Source organism: Acinetobacter sp. (genome assembly GCF_050285345.1).
GTDB lineage: Bacteria > Pseudomonadota > Gammaproteobacteria > Pseudomonadales > Moraxellaceae > Acinetobacter.
This window is the reverse complement of the sequence record NZ_JBLZXR010000072.1, coordinates 25,364-45,006: the sequence shown is the minus strand read 5'-3', so window position 1 is coordinate 45,006 and position 19,643 is coordinate 25,364. Positions and strand designations below refer to the sequence as shown.

The window sequence follows — 19,643 nt, the reverse complement described above, 5'->3', positions numbered from 1 at the left end:
CCCCACTTGTTTTTAAGTGGGGACTAAATTAAGGCTTATAGGATGAATTCATAAGGTGTGTTCAGCGGACGCTTACCATGCAACAACTATATGAATGGCTCAACCAACATCATCTGACGGTGCCATCGAGTTCTGCCACCGCCAAGGCCATCAATTACACTCTGAAGCGTTGGCCAGCTTTAAGTCGCTATTTGGATGATGGCAATCTACCGATTTGTAACAATTGGATCGAAAATCAAATGCGACCTTGGGCCTTAGGACGCAAGAACTGGCTATTTGCAGGTTCGCTGCGCAGTGGTCAGCGAGCTGCAAACATCATGACCCTGATTCAGTCAGCAAAGCTGAATGGACTAGATCCGTATGCCTATTTAAGTGATGTGCTGAAAAGGTTGCCGACACATAAAATGACCCAAATAAAAGAATTACTGCCACACCGCTGGAAATCCGACCAAAATTAAAAAATAGCTATGGGGTTCAGCGGACGCTTACATTTAAACGATAGAATCTGAACTATTGAAAATAGTCATCCGTTGGTTTTGCCAATTCAATGAGGCCCTGACGCAAGGCTTCCGACCAGCCTTTACTGATCATAGTAAAGTATGGGTCTTCCTCATAAATGCGCTTACCATGTGGCGTAATCAAACTGTCTTTTTTATACACCAATGCATCCAGTGGCATGCCGACAGAAACATTGGAGCGAATGGTCGAATCAAAGGAAATTAAACTACAGCGCATGGCTTCATCGAGCGGCATATCATAGCGTAAGGTGCGATCTAAAATTGGTTTGCCATATTTACTTTCACCAATTTGAAAATATGGCGTATCTGAAGTGGCACTAATAAAATTACCTTGCGGATAAATATTATACAGCTGCATTTGACCGCCCTGAATCTGACCACCGACCAACAAACTACAATAATAATTACTTTGCTCTAAAGTGTCTGTAGTGACATCGGCAATGACTTTTTTTAAGGTATGGCCAACCAATTCAGCTACCTCAAACATGGTATTCACACTATATAAATTGGGTTCTTGCTTCAGTTCTAACTGATTTTGTAAATGTCCAATGACTGCTTGTGTTGTGGCTAAATTTCCTGATGTTTGAATGGCAATGAAACGCTCGTTCGGCACACCAAAAGTATATAATTTACGAAATACAGAAATATGATCGACCCCAGCATTGGTCCGTGTATCACTAATAAAGACCATGCCATCCTGTAAACGTAATGCACAACAATAGGTCATATATATCCCTCTTATTTTTTGAATATCCTAATATCTGAACAATTAAGCTCATTGATGAACATTGTTCAAAGGTATTATTTTGATCTGTTAAATACTATTACTATTACTATTCACTAAATTTACTCTAAATATAATGCGTTTAATGATCGATCATCAACCTCATATATTCACCTCAAACATATTTTGAATATGATCACTGAAATGATAAAAATTTTGGTTGTTCGGTGAATGTTTCAGTTCTAGCCATGCCTCTTCAAGATTATTCCACCCCAATTGAACCAAAGCTGCAACAATGTGCTCAATTTTAGGCAAGGTGTTCGACAAGTTCTGTTGCATACGTAACTGTTGGTCAAATTGCTCTAAGCATTGCCCTAAGCTAAAAAATAAAAATATATCATCAGACTCTGACTCTAAAACCTCTTCACATTCTGCAACCACATCACAAATATAACTCGGGTTTTCACAGGCATTACGAAGCAAGTGATTGAGCTCAGCATAACTTTTTGCTGAAAGTACGCCACGTAAATCTTGAACATTATAGCGCGCATACTGAAATTGACTGCTAAAAGACGTAGGTTGTTCTTCATTTAGGATCAGTTCATTTAAAGAGTCTGCATCAAACGCAGGTAAACAAAAGGCATGTGCATAAGCCAAGGCAGACTCTGTATCTTGAAACGGAAATAAACTGCACAGGTATTGTGTACGCGTTAAATAGCGCCCTAACCAAAATATATGTTCAGCATTACTCTTTAATAAAATCATCTGCTGCACCTTCAATGGAATTTATGAGCGTAGATCATCGACCACCCAAGTATCTTTAATGCCACCGCCCTGCGATGAATTCACTACCAGAGAACCAGCTTGCATTGCCACACGGGTTAATCCACCCGGTACAATTTCAGTGCGATAAGGTGAACTGAGCACAAATGGCCGCAAGTCAATATGACGTTCAGAAATGTTACTTTCATTAAGTGTTGGGCTCACGGACAAATCTAAAGTCGGCTGAGCAATATACAAATGCGGTGCCGCAGCGACTTTTGCTCTAAAAGCCTTCAGTTCTTGAGTCGATGCTTGTGGGCCAATCAGCATGCCATATCCGCCAGAACCCCGTGCTTCCTTCACCACCAACTGTTCCATGTTGCTCAGCACATAATCCAAATCGTGCTGTTCACGACATTGATAGGTCGGTACATTTTTCAGAATCGCTTTTTCACCCAAATAAAAATCAATCATTTGATCAACATAAGGATAAATTGATTTATCATCTGCAACCCCTGTACCCAGTGCATTGGCAATCACCACATTATGTTGCTTATAGGCCGACATCAGACCTGCAACGCCTAAAGTACTATCGGGTTTGAAACAAAGTGGATCTAAAAAAGCATCATCCACACGACGATAAATTACATCAACCTGTTGGCGACCTTTAATAGTTTTCACATAAACCTTATCGTTTTTCACATAAAGGTCACGTGATGTCACCAAGGGCACATCCATTTCCCTTGCCAAAAAGGCATGTTCATAATAGGCACTGTTAAAACGCCCTGGTGTCAGCACCACAATAAATGGATGATCCATATCGGCATTTTCAGCCAATATTTCACCTAATAATTGTGGGTAGTGTTCAATGCCCATTATGTGGTTTTGCTGACACAACTCAGGCAGTAATTTTTGACTAAGCTTACGGCTTTCCAACATATAAGACACGCCAGAAGGTGTTCTTAAATTGTCTTCCAGCACATAAAATTCGCCTTGACCATCACGGATAATATCAATGCCGCTGATCTGACTATAAATTTTACCCTTGAGATGATGCTTATACATCTGTGGCAAATAAGCTTCGTGGGTCAATATGTATGATTCAGGAATAATGCCTGAGTTTAAAATATCTTGTTGATGATAAATATCGTGTAAAAATAAATTCAATGCTTGCACACGTTGTGCACAGCCAAGCGACAAACTATCCCATTCTTTACGTGCAATGACACGCGGAATTAAATCATAGGGAATTGTGCGCTCGATACCCTCATCTTCGCCATACACGGTAAAGGTAATTCCTTCATACAGGAAATGTTGTTTTGCAGCCTGATTTAACTGTTTTAATTCTTCAAGTGTATGCAAAGAAAGCCATTGCTCAATGCGCTGACATGCTTCTCGACCTGCAGATTTGTTATCACGCATTTCATTAAAAAAATGTGCCGACAATTGTTCAAACATTGCATGTCCAGTTGCTACAGGCCGAGTGATTAATGATGTCGTGAGAGCTGGCTTAACATCGTAAATATCAAGCCTATTGAAAGTTGTATCTCGATTTTCTTTCAACATAGCAACTCCATTTTTTTTGTGATCTATTGTAAATAAACCAAGTAATAAACATGCCTCGCATATCCACTTACCCTTCTGTTTATTTATGCATCAAAATCATCATGCGGTACAGCATCTAACGACTCAAGTTGTTTCTAAATACTTTAGGCAATCCACTTGGATTTTTTATTTTCAAGACTTGCGAAACCCATCGAGATTCCATATTGTGTCCAACAGCATCATTTTATTCATTTCCAATACTGTTCAAGCTCAAGATTATGTCTTCACAAGAAAAAGAAACGTCAAATAGCCTCTATCGCCAGTGGCAAATTCTTTCACGACTGTCTACAGGCAAGTGGATGGGTACGCGTGAATTACAAGAAATCCTGAACCGCGAAGGGATTGATATTAGCCTGCGAACGATTCAGCGCGATTTAAACCAGATTTCATTACGTTTTCCAATTGAAAGTAGTAAAACCACACCTCAAGGTTGGCGTTGGCGCTCTGATGCACCAATTCAAAGTTTGCCGCACATGACCAGTTCTCAAGCAGTCACCTTTATGATGGTGGAAGAACATTTAAAGCATTTGCTACCGCCAAGTTTAATTGACGAAATGAACCCTTGGTTTGACCTTGCACGACGCAGTCTGTCCTCTCAAAATAATGTACGCCAATGGATTAACCGTGTCCGCATTGTTCCTGCAACACAGCCTTTAATTCCACCCGTAGTTGATAAAGCCTCACAGCAAGCCATTTATGAAGGTCTGCTACAGGACAAACAACTTGAATGTAGCTATCAAGGTCGTGGGCAACAAAGCGAAGAAAAAACCTATATTTTGAATCCTTTGGCTTTGGTTCAAAAAGGGGCAATTATTTACTTGGTCTGCACTCGCCATGACAAAACCGATATTCAAACTTTTGCCCTGCATCGTTTTAAAACCGCACATGTTTTAAATTCACGTGCCCTACATCCTGTTGATTTTGATATTGATGCCTATATTGACTCTGGCGCACTCGGTTTCCGTGTCGATTTCAACAAAGCCACAGAAATGGTCGCGCTGAAACTGACCATGTCCGAAGCTGATGCGATTTATTTTGAAGAAAGTCAGCTCAGTAAAGACCAAGTAATCCATAAAAGTGAATCAGGACTGGCGGAAGTCAGTGCCACAGTACCCTTTACCTCTCAATTGATCTGGTGGTTACGCAGTTTTGGTAAAAAGATCCAAAAAATTGAACCTGAAGAAGTCGCTATTGAAGTTCAACAACAAGATTAATAATACAGGCTCGCATGATTTAACTTTATGTGAGCTTTTAAATTGTGTCACTTATAAAATGCAGCACATACAAATATTCTCGGCATAAAAAAGTCCCAATATTTGGGACTGAATAATTGCTTAGAATATTTTTGTCATTTTAATCTGTTGGGTTGAAAGGAATTACAGCGCTGCTCTCTGCTGACTATGCTGCTGTAACACAAAGAATGTCTTATACTTCAATTGAATCAATGCTGACATAGGCAAGCAAGTTCAGCCGTATTATATCGAATGGATTTTTTGGTCATCATGTTTAACTCCTTGAATAGAATTAAAGTTACTTTAACGACCTATAAATCCTCTGAGAAATAATAAGAATTGATCTCTTTTGCATATTTTTGCTTTAAGAGAATTTCTGATTTTCTTTACCTACTAAGGTTTAAACCTTAACTTTGGCTCAATCATCCCGTATTTTTAACAAAACTACACCGAATCAACAAATTAAGGCTTGAGCATTATGCCTAAACTCGGCAAATTAATAGCATATGAACTGTATATGATTCTTAAAATATGCCAAGTCCAGCACAATCGATTCGCCATAAACTTCTTAATACCTTTTTCTCACGCCATTCCATTTGGTTTGCCTGTATTATTATTGCCTTATTAATTACCAATTTCCATATCGGTTATTCGCCTCAATATATTCAATATTTTGTCCCTGAAAAATTACTCAACAGTATTTGGGTCATTACTATTTTACTGAGCTTCGTCGGGCTATATGATGTTTTACAAACCAAACATTCGATTTTAAAAAATTATCCTATCATGGGGCACTTTCGGTTCTTATTTGAAGATTTCCGCCCGGAAATTCGTCAATATTTTATTGAAGCCGATCAAGATGCGCTGCCCTTTTCACGCATGCAACGCAGTTTGGTCTATCAACGCGCCAAAAATAAAAACGCCGATAAACCCTTTGGTTCCATTGTCGATGTCTACCAAAATGACTACCGATTTATCAATCACTCATTAACCCCATGCATACCTGCCATTCCTGAAACGTTCCGTATTAGCATTGGTAATGAACAATGTTCACAGCCGTATAGCGCAGCTATTATGAATATTTCGGCAATGAGTTTTGGTAGTTTAAGTGCCAATGCCATTCGTGCGTTGAATTTAGGTGCTAAGATGGGCAACTTTTACCATGATACAGGTGAAGGCAGTATAAGTCCTTATCACCTTGAAAATGGTGGCGATATTGTATGGGAACTGGGCAGTGGCTATTTTGGCTGTCGTACCATTGATGGAAAATTTGACCCTGTACGCTTTGCCGAACAAGCCAAACTCCCTCAAGTGAAAATGATTGAGATCAAACTCTCTCAAGGCGCTAAACCCGGTCACGGCGGTATTTTACCTAAAGATAAAATTTCTGAAGAAATTGCACAGATTCGTGGTGTAAGCCGCGAGCATGATTGTATTTCACCTTCGAGCCATCCCGCGTTTAGTACCCCGATTGAAATGATGCAATTTATTCAACAATTACGTGACCTATCAGAAGGTAAACCTGTCGGCTTTAAACTCTGTATCGGACAACCATGGCAATTCATGAGCATTGTCAAAGCGATGCTACATACTGGCATCCTCCCTGACTTTATTGTAGTCGATGGCTCAGAAGGCGGCACTGGCGCTGCCCCAATTGAATTAATTGACAATATGGGCACACCACTACGTGAAGGCCTCCTCTTTGTGCATAACACACTCGTCGGTGCTGGGCTGCGTTCAAAAATCAAAGTCGGCGCCAGTGGTAAGATTATCAGTGCCTTTGATATTGCCAGCACCATGGCCATTGGTGCGGATTGGGTCAATTCAGCACGTGGTTTTATGTTTGCCGTTGGTTGTATACAAGCGCAAAGCTGCCATACCAACCTTTGTCCTGTTGGCGTAGCCACGCAAGATAAAGACCGCCAAAAGGCCCTGCATGTGCCGACTAAAGCCGAGCGGGTCTTCAACTTCCATAAAAATACCATGCTTGGACTAGCTGAGTTAATTGCCTCTGCTGGCCTAAAACACCCTTCGGATATTCGTCCGCATCATTTAGCACAGCGGATCAATAATCGTGAAATAAAAAACTATGCACAACTACACTTTTGGTTAAAGGATGGTGAGTTGCTACATTGTGAAAATAAAGATGATGAAAATTTCTATTTCCGTATGTGGAATATGGCGCATCTGGAAAAATTCTAAGTCATTTTCTAGACCATAAAAAAGAGGCAATATCGCCTCTTTTTACTTATTTTTAAACTAAAATTGTTTAAATTTAATAATAGGATTTATTGCTATTTTGCGCATGTAAGAAGGCTGGAATAAGGCCTGTTAAAGCCGCACGAATATCTGCACGTTCATTAATTAACTGATGTGAACCTTCTTCCAACATTAACAACGTCTGTAATCGAAACTTGCGACGAATAAACTCAATGTTATAGCGCCAGTCGACGGTTTGATCTTGCGCACCTTGCGCCAACCACACAGGAATACGACAAGCGGGACGCGCTTCCATTTCCTGCATCCATTTCGACATCGCCAATATCCAATCCATTCCCATCATACGCGGCTGTAAAGGGTCTTTTAAACGGACAAAGCGCAAAAACTCAGGATTATGATTATTACGACGGAAATGTCGAGGAACTTCACGTTTAATGCGACGAATGATGCCGAGCCCTACAGAATTATGCCACCATGCAGATTTTGCCGGACGGATTAGCGGTGATAATAATAATACCCGCTCCACATAGGGATTTTCACGGCGCTCTGCGAAATCCAGCAAATGGTGTAACCAAATAGCCCCACCGGTACTCTGTCCAATCCCCAACCACGGCATAGGCAATTGTGTCGCATGTTTCACATAACGATACACCGCTTCAAGCACTTGCTGATAATGATCAAAATTTTGAATACTTGCAGGTGAACCATTACTTAAACCATGCCCTGGTAAATCATAAGTTAAAACACTAAAGCCTTGATCAAGCAATTCACGAATAATCGGCTGATAAATACCACTGTGTTCCAAATAGCCATGTAGTAAAAATACCGTGCCTTTGATCTGATCTATCTCAGATTTCAGTCGTGGTTGAAAAACTTGCACATGCAATTTAAACAAAGGCATTTCAATAAAGCCCTGCCAATGCTCACAATCTAATGCATCCAAGCCATATAAACGTCGATAAGATTCAATCTCGACAGTTGGCTCAAATTTGCGGTTTAAGTTTAAAGGTTCAAGTAACTGCGGTGTTAGTTCACGGCTTGGAACTGGGAGATCTAATTGCTTCAGAATCGAAGGATTTAAAAATGGAATATCAGTCATTATGGAACCTCTCGACAGTCACTCGAGCCAAACCATACATCGCGTAAAGTGGCCAATAATTCATAATTTGCACGGCGGCTATGGTCATAATTTTTCTCGCTTGGGCGCCATGTGGTTAAGATGGTTGGCATCGGAGCAACGACTGGAATCGTTTCGATCCCATTGAGCGCAAATAAACGACGTGTACGTGGCATGTGATATTGATCGGTAATTAAAATTACTGTGGGCGCCCCCCCTTTCTTTTGCAACAGCAAAGAACTAAAACGCGAATTTTCACAGGTATTCATACTGCGATCTTCAAGTAATTTTGCATCAACATCATAATTTTTCAGCCAAGCTTGCATATAGGGTGCTTCCACACCACTCAATACAATCGGCAATTTATGTTCACGCTCAACCTCTAAAGTTTTTTCAAGGCGCAGTCGGGTGTAATCATTAACGATAATATCTTTATCATTTTTATCTAATGTTAATCCGCCACCTAAAACGACAATGGCATAGGGTTCAGCTGTCGGCGGTTTTACCGGCTTATCTTGCATTTTCGCTAAGTCATGATAGATTTCATTATCGACGGGTTCAGCTTCAGACGCCGCTTGTTCAATTTCATGCGTTTGCAAAAATTCAATGTATTGCGTCATTAAACCTTTATTTTCAGCGCTATTGAGTTCCAATAAATCCTTCATTTTCTGTGCGGGATTTTCAGCTTGTGCTTCTGAAGCAGATATTTCTTGCGTATTTAATAGAGGAACTTGTGGCTGATCTTTCTGATCATTTTCTTTTTGATGTTCTTCTTCAATGAGTTGTTGTAATGCCTTATAACGCGCTTGAATCACGGTTAAATCTTGAGGCTCATCCGACTGAATCGCTTGCTCCATCAACTTTAAGTACGCCTGACGCGCAATCCACAGATCAGAGCCGGGTTCAAAACTATCGTCATCACTCAGCGCACCCATTTTCTGACTTTGTGCTGCCTGTTGGTTGACTTCAACTGGTACAAAATAGTTCAGACTTTTCACAACCAGTTTAGAATAAAAAGGCGTATAAATGAAAACCATAAAACAGCCCAAAAGCACAAACAGCACAGCGATAATTTGTACTAATCGGACCATCCAATGTGTTTTATCCATGTATTGACAACCTATTTCCTATCTTTTGCCTTAATCCTGATGTGAGCGTATTAAACCATTTTCATCAAATAATACAGGTTCAGGGTGTAATACAATATTAAATTTTTCAAAAACATCATGTTGTACTGCTTTGTAAGTTGCACGTACATCGTGTAAGGTCGCGTGTTCATAATTAACCAAAACCAAGGCTTGTTTATGGAACATTCCCACCATACCCAAGGTCTTGCCTTTCCAGCCCGCTTGGTCAATTAACCACCCTGCTGCAAGCTTAACTTCATTATACGGTTGTGGGTAATGCGGTAAATTGGGAAATTGCACGACAATTTGGTCAAAAACCTGCTGACTAATCACAGGATTCTTAAAAAAACTTCCCACATTTGGATATTGTTTAGGATCGGGTAACTTGGTTTGACGAATATGAATCACTTGCTGTTGTAGGTTTTCAGCGGTTAATTCATCTCCAACCGCATTTTTTAAATCACCATAATTCAGCTTTAACTCAGCCTGTCTCAACAATTTAAACGTGACATGGGTAATGACAAAACGTTCAGGCCGATCTTTGAAAATACTATGGCGATATGAAAAATCACAATCTACAGCTGCTATGCTGCAATGCACCTTATTTTCACGGTCATACACTTGCACCGAATCAATAAACTCACCAACTTCGACGCCATAAGCTCCAATATTTTGTACCGGTGAAGCACCGACCAGGCCTGGAATTAAAGCTAAATTTTGTAAACCAAACAGTTGATGTGCCGTGGACCACAACACAAAATCATGCCAAACTTGCCCTGCGCCGACACGAACAGTTTGCGTCATTTCATCTTCAGATAAATATTCAATTCCTTGAATATCCATATGAATTACTAAAGCGTGAATCTGTTCCGGTAACAACATGTTGCTACCACCTGAAAGAATCAGCACATTTAAGTTTTCATCTTGCGCAAACTGTAATGCGGCTTCTAAATCTTCGACTGAATGAATACGGACATAATGCGATGCAGTTGCATCAAGGCTTAATGTATTGAATGGCTTAAGCTGAACCTGAGTTTGAATTTGCATTCTTAAACCTTAATGTTTGGGATGTACTTGAACCTGACTTTTTAAATAATTCACCCATGCTTGACTGCTCGACTCGCACTGATCAAGCACATGTTCAAATCCAGCATCACCGCCATAATACGGATCGGGAACTTCTTGCTGTGGAAATTGATGATCATGCTGGCTCATTAATGAAATTTGTGCACGAAGTTGCCCAAACTCTTGTTGTGCTTTAGCCATGAGTTGTTGAATATTATCTAAATTTTCATAGTCCATTGCCAAAATTAAATCAAACTCTACAAAATCTTGTACAGTTAACTGACGTGCACGCAGCGCAGATAAATTATAGCCACGTAATTGGGCATGTTTTTGACTACGATGATCAGGTGCCTTACCCGGGTGATAATTGCTCGTCCCCGCTGAATCGACCTGAATATTGAGTTGAGCTGCATCACAAAAATGTCTCAGAACCACTTCTGCCGTCGGTGAACGACAAATATTTCCTAAACAAACACACAACACCTTATATGGCGTGCTGGATGACATAACAACCTCAAGACTACTTTAATTTCAAGCGTCTTATGTTAAGTTATTTACCAGATGAATCCTATATCAAGACTCAAGAATAATGTTTATTTGGATATAAAAAATAAGGATAAGCCAATGAGTAGTTTTCAGTTTCAAACCGTCAGCAATATTATTTCTGGCTTAGGCTCAATCACACAGCTCAAAGAGGTATTACAAGATTTTCGCCCTAAACGACTACTTTTAGTCACCGATCCCGGTATGCTGCAACAACAACTGCATCTACCTATACTCGAAATCTTAGAAAGCATGCAGCAAGACTATGTAATTTACTCCAGCATTCAGTCTGACCCTGCTGAACATATTGTGCTCGATGCTGTACAGTTTGCCAAAAATGAAAAAATTGACTTGGTTTTGGGTTTTGGTGGCGGCAGTTCCATGGACGTTGCCAAAATCATTGCCATCCTTGCCCACCCAGAGCAGACTCAACAACTACAAGACCTCTATGGTGTAGGAAATGCCAAACGTCCTCGCTTACCGTTAATCCTTGTACCGACCACTGCGGGTACGGGCTCGGAAGTGACACCCATTTCAATCGTGACCACAGGTGAAACCACAAAAACTGGTATTGTTTGTCCTGCTTTATATGCAGATGTCGCAATCCTTGATGCCACTTTTACTCGTAATTTACCTGCGCAAATTACTGCAGCTACCGGTATAGATGCCATGGTGCATGCCATAGAAGCCTACACCTCTAAAATTAAAAAGAATCCTTATGCGGACATGCTCGCTAAACAAGCGTTAAGGTTACTCAATAAAAATCTCAAATTGGTGTTGCAAAATGGTCATAATCTAGAAGCACGTCAACACATGCTGGTGGGTTCAATGCTAGCAGGGCAAGCTTTTGCCAATGCGCCAGTAGCCGCAGTGCATGCACTTGCCTATCCTTTAGGTGGACATTTCCATTTGTCTCATGGACATACCAATGCCTTGGTTTTGACAGAAGTATTAAAATTTAATGCACCACAAGCCAAACAACTGTATGCTGAATTAATGACTTGGCTCGACCCATATAGTACAGGCTCTACCGACGGACTATGTGATCTCTTTATTGACCACATGCAAAATCATTTGGATCGCAGTGGCTTGGTTTTAAAGCTTAATCAGCTCCAAGTCCCAGAGCAGATGATTGATCAGCTTGCCGAAGATGCTTTATTGCAAACTCGTCTATTACAAAACAATCCGCGTGAGCTGCATTTAGACGATGCAAAAAATATTTATACGGCAATCTATGCTTAATTGTAAGAAAAGTCCCCCCTCCTTTGGAATGAAAAGCATTGCTCTGCAAGGAGACGAGGGCTTAAAAAGCTTGATTGTGATTACTTAGACTTAAATGATTTGCATCGACATTTCAACATGATTCGATAAAAAGGTCGATCCTGAAATCGAAATTATTTTGGCACTTGATCTTTTAGTTGAAGCTCAGTAAAACTGGTTGAACTTTAATACGGATATCAACTTGTATAAAATGAAACCTGAATTAAAACAACGCCAAGACTATGCTTTTTTATTGCCAATACAAACCCGCTGGGCTGACAATGATATGTATGGCCATGTAAACAATATCACCTATTACAGCTATTTTGACACAGCTGCTAATGTCTTATTACTACAACATGCAGGTTTAAACCCACAAACCTCCCCCATAATTGGCCTAGTGGTCGATTCAGCTTGTAGTTTCTTGGCAGAATTGTCTTATCCAGAAGTGATTGAAGTCGGTGTTGGCATTTCAAAAATTGGGAATTCATCACTCCGCTATGACCTTGCCATTTTTAAACAAGGTCAAACGACTGCTGCGGCACAAGGTCATTTTGTCCATGTCTTTGTTGATCGCCAAACACGAAAAAGCACCTCGATACCCCAAGATATGCGAGATGCTTTAGCGCCATTTATGCTTCATGATGCATCTTAGTTCTTCAAAAATTTGAATCAAGCACCTATTTTCCAACTTAAAGATTTATTTAAGTTGGATATTTTGTAATTCGCCATCAAAGTTTTTGAGCAGATCTTTGACCACAGGTTCGGCATGTAATAATTCATTTGCCCGCGCAAACGCTTTTTCCTTACGTACATGTTGCAAGGCATAAGGTGTGGTCTGTTCAACATCCTCAAAGCGAATATTGAAACGGCAGCTCGGCCATTGTTCATGAATCGCTTGCTCAAGTACATGCTGTAACTGAGTCACTAAGGCTTCATATTGCTTTGGAACATGAAAAACTGACTCACCATTAATTACACCACTCATCACACCATGCTGTGCTAATTCTTGAACAGCCGGCGAAAGTTGGCTATTTCTAAACCAATACTCCCACTTCTCGACATTCCACTCACCTTCTAATTCTTGAGGTTGGAGTGTCAAAATATCTTGTGGCATCAGTGTTGAGGATGACGCATTCGATGAAACTTTAACTTCTTTTTGCGTTACAGGTGCGGCTAAATCAAAGTCATTTGTCGTTTGAGAGTTTTCAAAATCGCTTGCGTTATCCTGTACAACTTGTGCTAAATCTTGCTGTGACTCAGGTGAATGAACTGTCGATAATTCAGATTCATCGACAGTTAATGGTGCAATATCTTCAAAATTAATATCCGCCACATTCACTTCGATTTCAGTACTTGGTGTTGGATCTAAATCAAATAAACCATCTTCAGCTGCTGCATCCATCACAATTGTAGTGCTTGTAGCAATTTCAGAAGTTGCGCTTAGAGGAACATTTGAAATATTTAAAGACTGTTCCACTTCTACAACATTTTCTGGTGCTACTTCAACCTCATCAACTTCATCTAAAAAATCATCCGAAGATGGTTCATCTGCCACAGATTGATTGAGTGCTAAATCATCTTCTTCATCATAATGCGAGTCGTCAAAATCATCGAAATCTGCTGATGCCGTATTTACAGGATTTTCCTGTGTCTCTACAGGCGGTGTTATTGGCTGATTTTGTTCAGTTGCAACGGCTTGAACAGGCTGTTCTAACTGTGGTTCAACGTGTGGTAATTCTGCAACTATTTCTTCTTGCTGAACTGCAGACACCAACATTTCATTCGGCTGTAATGGACGGAATGCCAGTAAACGCAGCACACACATCTCAAAACCTTGCTCTTGCGTGACCGCCAGTTGTAAATCTGCACGACCTTTACATGCCACTTGATAATACAATTGTAAATCTTGTGCAGAAATTAACTGCGACAATTGCATAATTTTTTGATTAATCTCAGCGCTATATTTCAAAGCCAAGTCTGGCAAATATTGCAACAAAGCCAATTCATGCAAGGTTGAAATTAATTGGTCTAAAACCAGTGAAACGTCCAATGCCTGTTGACGAAATTGCATCAACAACGCGCTGACACGTTCACGTTGATTTTGATGAATTGCTAAAATCAAATCATAGATAATGGTACGGTCAATCAAGCCTAACATGTCTTTAACATCTTGGTGCTGAATTTCACCTTGACCATAAGCAATCGCTTGGTCCGTTAAAGACAGCGCATCACGCAAAGAACCTTGTGCAGATTCAGCAATTTGCCAAATCGCATCCTGATCGGCATGGATCTGTTCTTTATTTAGAATATTGGTGAGATGTTCGGTAATTTCATCCACAGCGAGGGGACGCAACGTAAACTGCAAGCAGCGCGAAATAACCGTAATCGGCAATTTTTGTGGATCAGTGGTTGCAAAGAGGAACTTCACATGCTCAGGTGGTTCTTCCAAAGTCTTTAATAAGGCATTGAACGAGTGCGTAGATAACATGTGCACTTCGTCAATCAGGTAGACTTTAAAACGCCCCTGTGTCGGCGCATAAGGAACGTTATCGAGTAACTCACGGGTATCTTCAACTTTGGTTCGTGATGCCGCATCGATCTCGATCAGGTCGATAAAACGTCCTTCATTGACCGCTTTACAGGTTGGACATACTTCACATGGTGTTGACGTTACACCTGTTTCACAGTTTAGGCATTTCGCCAAAATACGTGCAATGGTGGTTTTCCCCACCCCACGAGTTCCCGTAAACAAATACGCATGATGTAACCGACCACGTTCTAGGGCACTGGTGAGTGCGCGTGACACATGGTTTTGTCCCACGAGTTCAATAAAATTTCGTGGACGGTATTTTCGTGCAAGTACTTGATACATGTATGCTCCTTTTTACAGGTGTAAGCATACTGTTTTTTTGCTCAATAGTGAAATAAATGGCGGAGTTTGGACAATAAAAACCCGATCATTGAATATCAAACAGATCGGGTAAATTTAATATAAATTTCGAAAGCTTAAACGGCCTTATTTAAAATAAAATCACTTTGTATTTGATAGCGTTTCGCAGTTTGATCTACTCTGATTTCAAGCAGTTGTTGTTCTAAATCCACATACAGCAAATTACGGGTTTTAACATCCATCAATTCAAGTTGTTGTTGTGCATCATCTTTAAAATGGATGATACCTTTGAGAACTTCAACCTCATTATGAGCACTTAAACTTTCACGAGTTAAAGTATAGGTTTGATCTTCATGTAACGCTAAGGCCACAGCCATACCCGGACAATCATCATAACGAGATAAACATCCCATACACGGTGTCGTGCCTTTAAAATTTCCAATCCAGGCCGCTTGTTGTTTTTCAGCTGTGACGGCTATGTCAGCATTAACTCTAGATTGCTGAGATTCCTGACAACCCAATAAAGCCGAGGTTGCCACCAAAGGAATCAAAATCACTTTTTTCATAACACAGCAGCAATCAAAATTGAGGCATTAAAATAGCACAAATAAGCAATAGCACAAATAAGCCTCAAAATTGTGAACGATTACAATGATTCAATACTTACTCTATGGATCAAAACCAGCCTTTATGGCCTTTCAAAACTTTATCCGCACAGCGCAGGGTTTCTTGTGTTAGTCCCCATAAACGATAATCTCCAGTAATCGAACCTGTTGGGAAATTATGAGTATAAGCAAAGCTAAGTTGACGTTCTGGGTCACACCAAGCCCCTGAACCATTAAAACCCATATGACCAAAACCTGTACTCGACTTGCCTAAGGTCAAAATACGGTGATAGCCCAAGCGCCAATGCATCGGTAACGGCATAATACGATCACGTTGAGTAAATTGAACTGTACTTAAAGTCTTAAAAATATCTGGTTGAATCAGTGTTTCACCTTGCCACTGACCTTGATTTGCCAACATGGCATAAATTTTCGCAAGGCTATGGGCACTAAATACACCGCTTGCAGCAGGAATAACCGCTTGTAAACCTTCGTCGCTAAAAAATGAAAAATTACGCATACCTTTTGGAATCATGCCATCTTGGAAATCCTGAGGATTCTGTCCTGAAAATTCGAGTAATTTATCTAGCATTGACGGTTTATGCGCCATTTTCTTTTTCTTAGTTGTTTGAGTAGTGCTTTGATCTGCTTTTTTCTTTTTAGGAATTAATCTTGCGACATTCGTCAATTGATCTTGAGGTACACCAAAGTAGGCAAAATCTAAAGCCAAAGGTTCAACCAAATATTGTTGCATCAATTCTGCCAGTGATTTCCCTGTGGCTTTTTCTAGTACACCACCGACTTGCCAACCAAAGGTTAAGGGTTGATACGCGGCATCTGTTGCAGCTTCAAAACGTGGTTTTGCCTGTTCCAATACATGCAGCATATGCGGCCAATCGGCCATTTCAGAGGCTGTTTCAATATTATTTCGGATATCAAACAAACCACTTTGATGACTCAACATATGCCTTAAAGTAATGTGTGATTTTCCATTTTGTGCAAATTCAGGCCAATATGCTGCAACTGGTGTATCGTAATCTAAAAATCCTTCACTCACTAAAATATGTGCAAGCGTTGCAAGCACACCTTTGCCTGTGGAATAACATACTGACGGCGTATTGGCTTGCCATTGTTCAGTTTCGGACTTTTTCCCCGTCCAAATATCAACAACTTTTTTGCCCTGAAAATACACCACCAATGCTGCACCGCCCTGCTCTGTACGAGTATCCTGCATACGGCTAAATTGCTGCGCTAAATCTTGAAAACGAGGATCAACTTTACCTTGATAATTATTGGTTTGCGCAAATAGATAGTATTTAACCGCCTGCATTATTCATTCCTTTTAATCTGTGTATTTAAGTTTAAATTTTGAGCTTAAAACAAAAAAGCCTAAATCGATATCGATTTAGGCTTAAGTCTTAAAGTGCCTTCACACTTCCCGCGACATGCGGTTTTTTATTTTTGCTATTGCGTATTGCGAACTCGGTATCCTTACCTGTTTGAGCTGTTAAAAACTCAACTTTTGAAGGTAGGTACATGGGCAACTTAAACCAAACATCTGCTTCATAGGCTTCAGGCAACGTTAAGCTCGATAATGCTTTGGCTTTACTCCACATCCCATGTGCAATCGCTTGTTTAAAACCAAATGCTTTTGCAGTCACTGCATGAATATGGATTAAGTTAAAATCACCTGAAGTCATTGCATAACGACGACCGGTATTTTCAGAAATATCCCACTCTGCTTGAACCTGTAATTCCACTGGCTTTGCTTCAGCAGCTTTTGCAGCTACTTTTGCATCTGTTTTTTGGCGAGCCAAATAAGTGGTTAAAGATTCAACCACCACTTCATCACCCACTTTTGCAGTGGTAATAAAATCAAACTGTACGCCTTTATCATGCGGCTGTAATTCACCAAATTTGCATGACAAAGACAAGGTTTCATTAACACCAACTTTGCGATATTGCTTCACTTGGTTGCGAATATGCACTAAACCTAAAATCGCAAATGGAAATGCTTCAGTGGTCATCATGTGCATTTGCAAGCTTTGCGACAACACCGCTAAATAGATTGCAGGAATATAGCCATTATTTTTAAAGCCACAAACGTTGTTATAGGCTTTTAAATGTTTTTGATCGACCTTAAATGAATCCACCACATATTCAACTTGCGGCAGCACTTTTTCACCTTTGGGCTTTTTAAAAATCAAGCCTTGAATCACTTTTGGATAGGCTAAATAAGGTTTTGGAAGTTGACTAAAATGGCGAGTATTCATACTTAACCTTTGGAAATATTTTTTCAATTTATATTGAGAGCCCTTCTTTTGCGCCATATATGGCTCAGGGAGAAGGTTGGGATGAGAGTAAAGATTCATCCTGATATAAAATTAAATGATTTTACCTCTCCCTAGCCCTCTCCTAAAAGGAGAGGGAAAATTCAAGGTGAACTCATTAAGCCCCTAACAAGCTTTGACCACAAACACGAACCACATTACCGTTCAAACCTGTAGATGCCGTCGATGCAAACATGGCAATGGTTTCCGCAACATCTACAGGTAAACCGCCCTGACTCATTGAGTTCATACGACGACCCGCTTCACGGATCGCAAATGGAATCGCAGCGGTCATTTGAGTTTCAATAAAGCCCGGAGCAACCGCATTAATGGTTACACCATTTTTAAGTAGTGGTGCTGTGAATTTTACCACACCAATCACACCTGCTTTAGATGCCGCATAGTTGGTTTGACCTAAGTTACCGGCAATACCTGAGATAGAAGATACGCACACAATACGGCCATTTGCATTGAAGCCATCATTTTCAAGAAGATAATCATTTACACGCTCAATTGCAGACAGGTTAATATTAATGACCAAATCCCAAAGCTCTGGCTTCATATTTGCCAAAGTTTTGTCACGGGTAATTCCTGCGTTATGCACGATGATATCTAAACCACCTTGAGCTGCTGCCGCTGCTTTGATTTTTTCGCCGGCATCATTTGCGGTAATATCAATCGCCAGTGTTGAACCGCCAATCTCACCTGCTACACGGTCAAGATCGGCTTGCTGTTGTGGTACATCTAAGCAAATCACATGTGCACCATCGCGTGACAATACATGCGCAATCGCTTCACCAATACCACGGCTTGCACCGGTTACTACTGCGGTTTTACCTGCAAGTGGTTTGTTCCAATCGACATTGACCACGTCTGCTTTTGACACACAAATCACTTGACCTGAAACATAAGCTGAACGCGGAGAAATTACAAAACGTAAAGCAGATTCAAGGTTTGCTGCTGCACCTTCATCCACATATACCAATTGTGCAGCAATACCTTTTTTGAATTCTTTGCCTACAGATTTTACAAAGCCTTCAAGCGCACGTTGTGCAATGGCTTGTTTCACTGTTTTTGCAGTTTCTGGTGTGGTTCCAACCACAACCACACGACCTGAAGCCTGAATTTGACGTGCAATTGGATTAAAGAATGCATATAAGGCATGAAGCTGTTCTGAGTTTTGAATACCTGAAGCATCAAAAATGACCACTTTAAACTTAGATTCTCTATCGCCTTCGTTAAATGCACTGAGGTTTAAACCAACTTTTGCCGCCGCTTGTTGTAATTCTGCGTTGTTGCCAGCATAGCCATTGGCATGAATGTTGGCCAAAACCTGTGCAATAGAACCCGACAACGTTGAAGATGGCGCAGCACCGAACAATACCGCACCTTTGACCACAGGTGTTGTAGACTCAAAACGGTCAAGGGAAATTGGCGATGGTAAACCTAAATTTTTGATGACAAATTTACCAATAGGAGATTTTGCAAATGTTTGGTATTGATCAGTCATGTTTATTATCTCTCATACGGATTAATTTTTGATGGATCTGAAGATATCCCTTTAACTTCAAGATGATGTCAGATACTTATATTTCAATAGTTCCATCAGTTTCCATGGAATCATACTTGAGTTAAACCGCAG

General features: G+C 40.4%; 15 protein-coding genes and 2 pseudogenes. 5 read left to right on the top strand and 12 right to left on the bottom strand.

The window, feature by feature from the left end:
* Window positions 1-50: 50 nt before the first annotated feature.
* Window positions 51-458, top strand: a pseudogene (locus tag ACN6OV_RS06850) (IS66 family transposase); the annotation flags it as partial.
* A gap of 52 nt (window positions 459-510) precedes the next feature.
* Here ACN6OV_RS06850 and ACN6OV_RS06845 read toward each other — a convergent pair.
* From ACN6OV_RS06845 to ACN6OV_RS06835, 3 genes and pseudogenes are all read right to left on the bottom strand, one after another.
* On the bottom strand, window positions 511-1,245 hold the full coding sequence (locus ACN6OV_RS06845; RefSeq protein WP_427951156.1) for a peptidase: 735 nt from the start codon (window positions 1,243-1,245) through the stop codon (window positions 511-513).
* Between the two features lie 159 nt (window positions 1,246-1,404).
* Window positions 1,405-2,007, bottom strand: coding sequence for an alpha-E domain-containing protein (locus ACN6OV_RS06840; RefSeq protein WP_427951153.1), 603 nt, complete (start codon window positions 2,005-2,007; stop codon window positions 1,405-1,407).
* 21 nt (window positions 2,008-2,028) lie between these two features.
* Window positions 2,029-3,462 (bottom strand): annotated as a pseudogene (locus tag ACN6OV_RS06835) (circularly permuted type 2 ATP-grasp protein); the annotation flags it as partial.
* A 365-nt stretch (window positions 3,463-3,827) separates the two neighbouring features.
* Here ACN6OV_RS06835 and ACN6OV_RS06830 point away from each other — a divergent pair.
* Window positions 3,828-4,823 carry a helix-turn-helix transcriptional regulator gene (locus ACN6OV_RS06830; protein ID WP_427951150.1) on the top strand — a complete coding sequence of 332 codons (996 nt, stop codon included), beginning with the start codon at window positions 3,828-3,830 and terminating at the stop codon, window positions 4,821-4,823.
* Between the two features lie 549 nt (window positions 4,824-5,372).
* Window positions 5,373-7,043, top strand: a complete 1,671-nt coding sequence (locus ACN6OV_RS06825; RefSeq protein ID WP_427951147.1) for an FMN-binding glutamate synthase family protein — start codon at window positions 5,373-5,375, stop codon at window positions 7,041-7,043.
* Window positions 7,044-7,116: 73 nt separating this feature from the next.
* Here the strand turns inward: ACN6OV_RS06825 and ACN6OV_RS06820 are convergent, their stop codons facing one another.
* The 4 genes from ACN6OV_RS06820 to ACN6OV_RS06805 are packed head-to-tail and all read right to left on the bottom strand — an operon-like array spanning window position 7,117 to window position 10,877.
* Window positions 7,117-8,160, bottom strand: coding sequence for an alpha/beta hydrolase (locus tag ACN6OV_RS06820; protein ID WP_427951144.1), 1,044 nt, complete (start codon window positions 8,158-8,160; stop codon window positions 7,117-7,119).
* On the bottom strand, window positions 8,160-9,287 hold the full coding sequence (locus ACN6OV_RS06815) for a YdcF family protein (protein ID WP_427951142.1): 1,128 nt from the start codon (window positions 9,285-9,287) through the stop codon (window positions 8,160-8,162). The genes ACN6OV_RS06820 and ACN6OV_RS06815 overlap by 1 nt, the downstream gene beginning before the upstream one ends.
* A 30-nt stretch (window positions 9,288-9,317) precedes the next feature.
* Window positions 9,318-10,352, bottom strand: coding sequence for a UDP-N-acetylmuramate dehydrogenase (gene murB / locus ACN6OV_RS06810; protein ID WP_427951139.1), 1,035 nt, complete (start codon window positions 10,350-10,352; stop codon window positions 9,318-9,320).
* Window positions 10,353-10,361: 9 nt separating this feature from the next.
* Window positions 10,362-10,877 (bottom strand): low molecular weight protein-tyrosine-phosphatase, encoded by a 516-nt coding sequence (locus ACN6OV_RS06805; protein WP_427951137.1) that lies wholly within the window; start codon window positions 10,875-10,877, stop codon window positions 10,362-10,364.
* Window positions 10,878-10,994: 117 nt separating this feature from the next.
* On the opposite strand from ACN6OV_RS06805, the gene ACN6OV_RS06800 reads away from it, so the two are divergent.
* Window positions 10,995-12,155 carry an iron-containing alcohol dehydrogenase gene (locus ACN6OV_RS06800; protein WP_427951135.1) on the top strand — a complete coding sequence of 387 codons (1,161 nt, stop codon included), beginning with the start codon at window positions 10,995-10,997 and terminating at the stop codon, window positions 12,153-12,155.
* A gap of 229 nt (window positions 12,156-12,384) precedes the next feature.
* Window positions 12,385-12,828 carry an acyl-CoA thioesterase gene (locus tag ACN6OV_RS06795; protein ID WP_427951160.1) on the top strand — a complete coding sequence of 148 codons (444 nt, stop codon included), beginning with the start codon at window positions 12,385-12,387 and terminating at the stop codon, window positions 12,826-12,828.
* A 45-nt stretch (window positions 12,829-12,873) separates the two neighbouring features.
* On the opposite strand, the gene dnaX is transcribed toward ACN6OV_RS06795, so the two are convergent.
* From dnaX to ACN6OV_RS06770, 5 genes are all read right to left on the bottom strand, one after another.
* A complete protein-coding gene (gene dnaX, locus ACN6OV_RS06790) occupies window positions 12,874-15,048 on the bottom strand; it encodes a DNA polymerase III subunit gamma/tau (RefSeq protein WP_427951132.1) in 2,175 nt (724 codons plus the stop codon).
* Window positions 15,049-15,182: 134 nt separating this feature from the next.
* Complete coding sequence (locus ACN6OV_RS06785; RefSeq protein ID WP_427951129.1) at window positions 15,183-15,632, bottom strand: copper resistance protein NlpE N-terminal domain-containing protein; 450 nt, start codon at window positions 15,630-15,632, stop codon at window positions 15,183-15,185.
* Between the two features lie 109 nt (window positions 15,633-15,741).
* Complete coding sequence (locus tag ACN6OV_RS06780) at window positions 15,742-17,001, bottom strand: serine hydrolase domain-containing protein (protein ID WP_427951126.1); 1,260 nt, start codon at window positions 16,999-17,001, stop codon at window positions 15,742-15,744.
* An 88-nt stretch (window positions 17,002-17,089) separates the two neighbouring features.
* Window positions 17,090-17,944, bottom strand: coding sequence for a MaoC family dehydratase (locus ACN6OV_RS06775; protein ID WP_427951123.1), 855 nt, complete (start codon window positions 17,942-17,944; stop codon window positions 17,090-17,092).
* A 175-nt stretch (window positions 17,945-18,119) separates the two neighbouring features.
* Window positions 18,120-19,511, bottom strand: coding sequence for a 3-oxoacyl-ACP reductase (locus ACN6OV_RS06770; RefSeq protein WP_427951121.1), 1,392 nt, complete (start codon window positions 19,509-19,511; stop codon window positions 18,120-18,122).
* Window positions 19,512-19,643: the final 132 nt, after the last annotated feature.

Excerpts from the sequence above, each read along its gene's own strand:
- ACN6OV_RS06830 (WP_427951150.1), top strand. The coding sequence starts at position 3,828 with ATGTCTTCACAAGAAAAAGAAACGTCAAATAGCCTCTATCGCCAGTGG.
- ACN6OV_RS06825 (WP_427951147.1), top strand. The coding sequence starts at position 5,373 with ATGCCAAGTCCAGCACAATCGATTCGCCATAAACTTCTTAATACCTTT.
- ACN6OV_RS06785 (WP_427951129.1), bottom strand. The coding sequence starts at position 15,632 with ATGAAAAAAGTGATTTTGATTCCTTTGGTGGCAACCTCGGCTTTATTG.
- ACN6OV_RS06840 (WP_427951153.1), bottom strand. The coding sequence starts at position 2,007 with ATGATTTTATTAAAGAGTAATGCTGAACATATATTTTGGTTAGGGCGC.
- ACN6OV_RS06820 (WP_427951144.1), bottom strand. The coding sequence starts at position 8,160 with ATGACTGATATTCCATTTTTAAATCCTTCGATTCTGAAGCAATTAGAT.
- ACN6OV_RS06800 (WP_427951135.1), top strand. The coding sequence starts at position 10,995 with ATGAGTAGTTTTCAGTTTCAAACCGTCAGCAATATTATTTCTGGCTTA.
- murB (WP_427951139.1), bottom strand. The coding sequence starts at position 10,352 with ATGCAAATTCAAACTCAGGTTCAGCTTAAGCCATTCAATACATTAAGC.
- dnaX (WP_427951132.1), bottom strand. The coding sequence starts at position 15,048 with ATGTATCAAGTACTTGCACGAAAATACCGTCCACGAAATTTTATTGAA.
- ACN6OV_RS06815 (WP_427951142.1), bottom strand. The coding sequence starts at position 9,287 with ATGGATAAAACACATTGGATGGTCCGATTAGTACAAATTATCGCTGTG.
- ACN6OV_RS06770 (WP_427951121.1), bottom strand. The coding sequence starts at position 19,511 with ATGACTGATCAATACCAAACATTTGCAAAATCTCCTATTGGTAAATTT.
- ACN6OV_RS06780 (WP_427951126.1), bottom strand. The coding sequence starts at position 17,001 with ATGCAGGCGGTTAAATACTATCTATTTGCGCAAACCAATAATTATCAA.
- ACN6OV_RS06845 (WP_427951156.1), bottom strand. The coding sequence starts at position 1,245 with ATGACCTATTGTTGTGCATTACGTTTACAGGATGGCATGGTCTTTATT.
- ACN6OV_RS06805 (WP_427951137.1), bottom strand. The coding sequence starts at position 10,877 with ATGTCATCCAGCACGCCATATAAGGTGTTGTGTGTTTGTTTAGGAAAT.
- ACN6OV_RS06795 (WP_427951160.1), top strand. The coding sequence starts at position 12,385 with ATGAAACCTGAATTAAAACAACGCCAAGACTATGCTTTTTTATTGCCA.
- ACN6OV_RS06775 (WP_427951123.1), bottom strand. The coding sequence starts at position 17,944 with ATGAATACTCGCCATTTTAGTCAACTTCCAAAACCTTATTTAGCCTAT.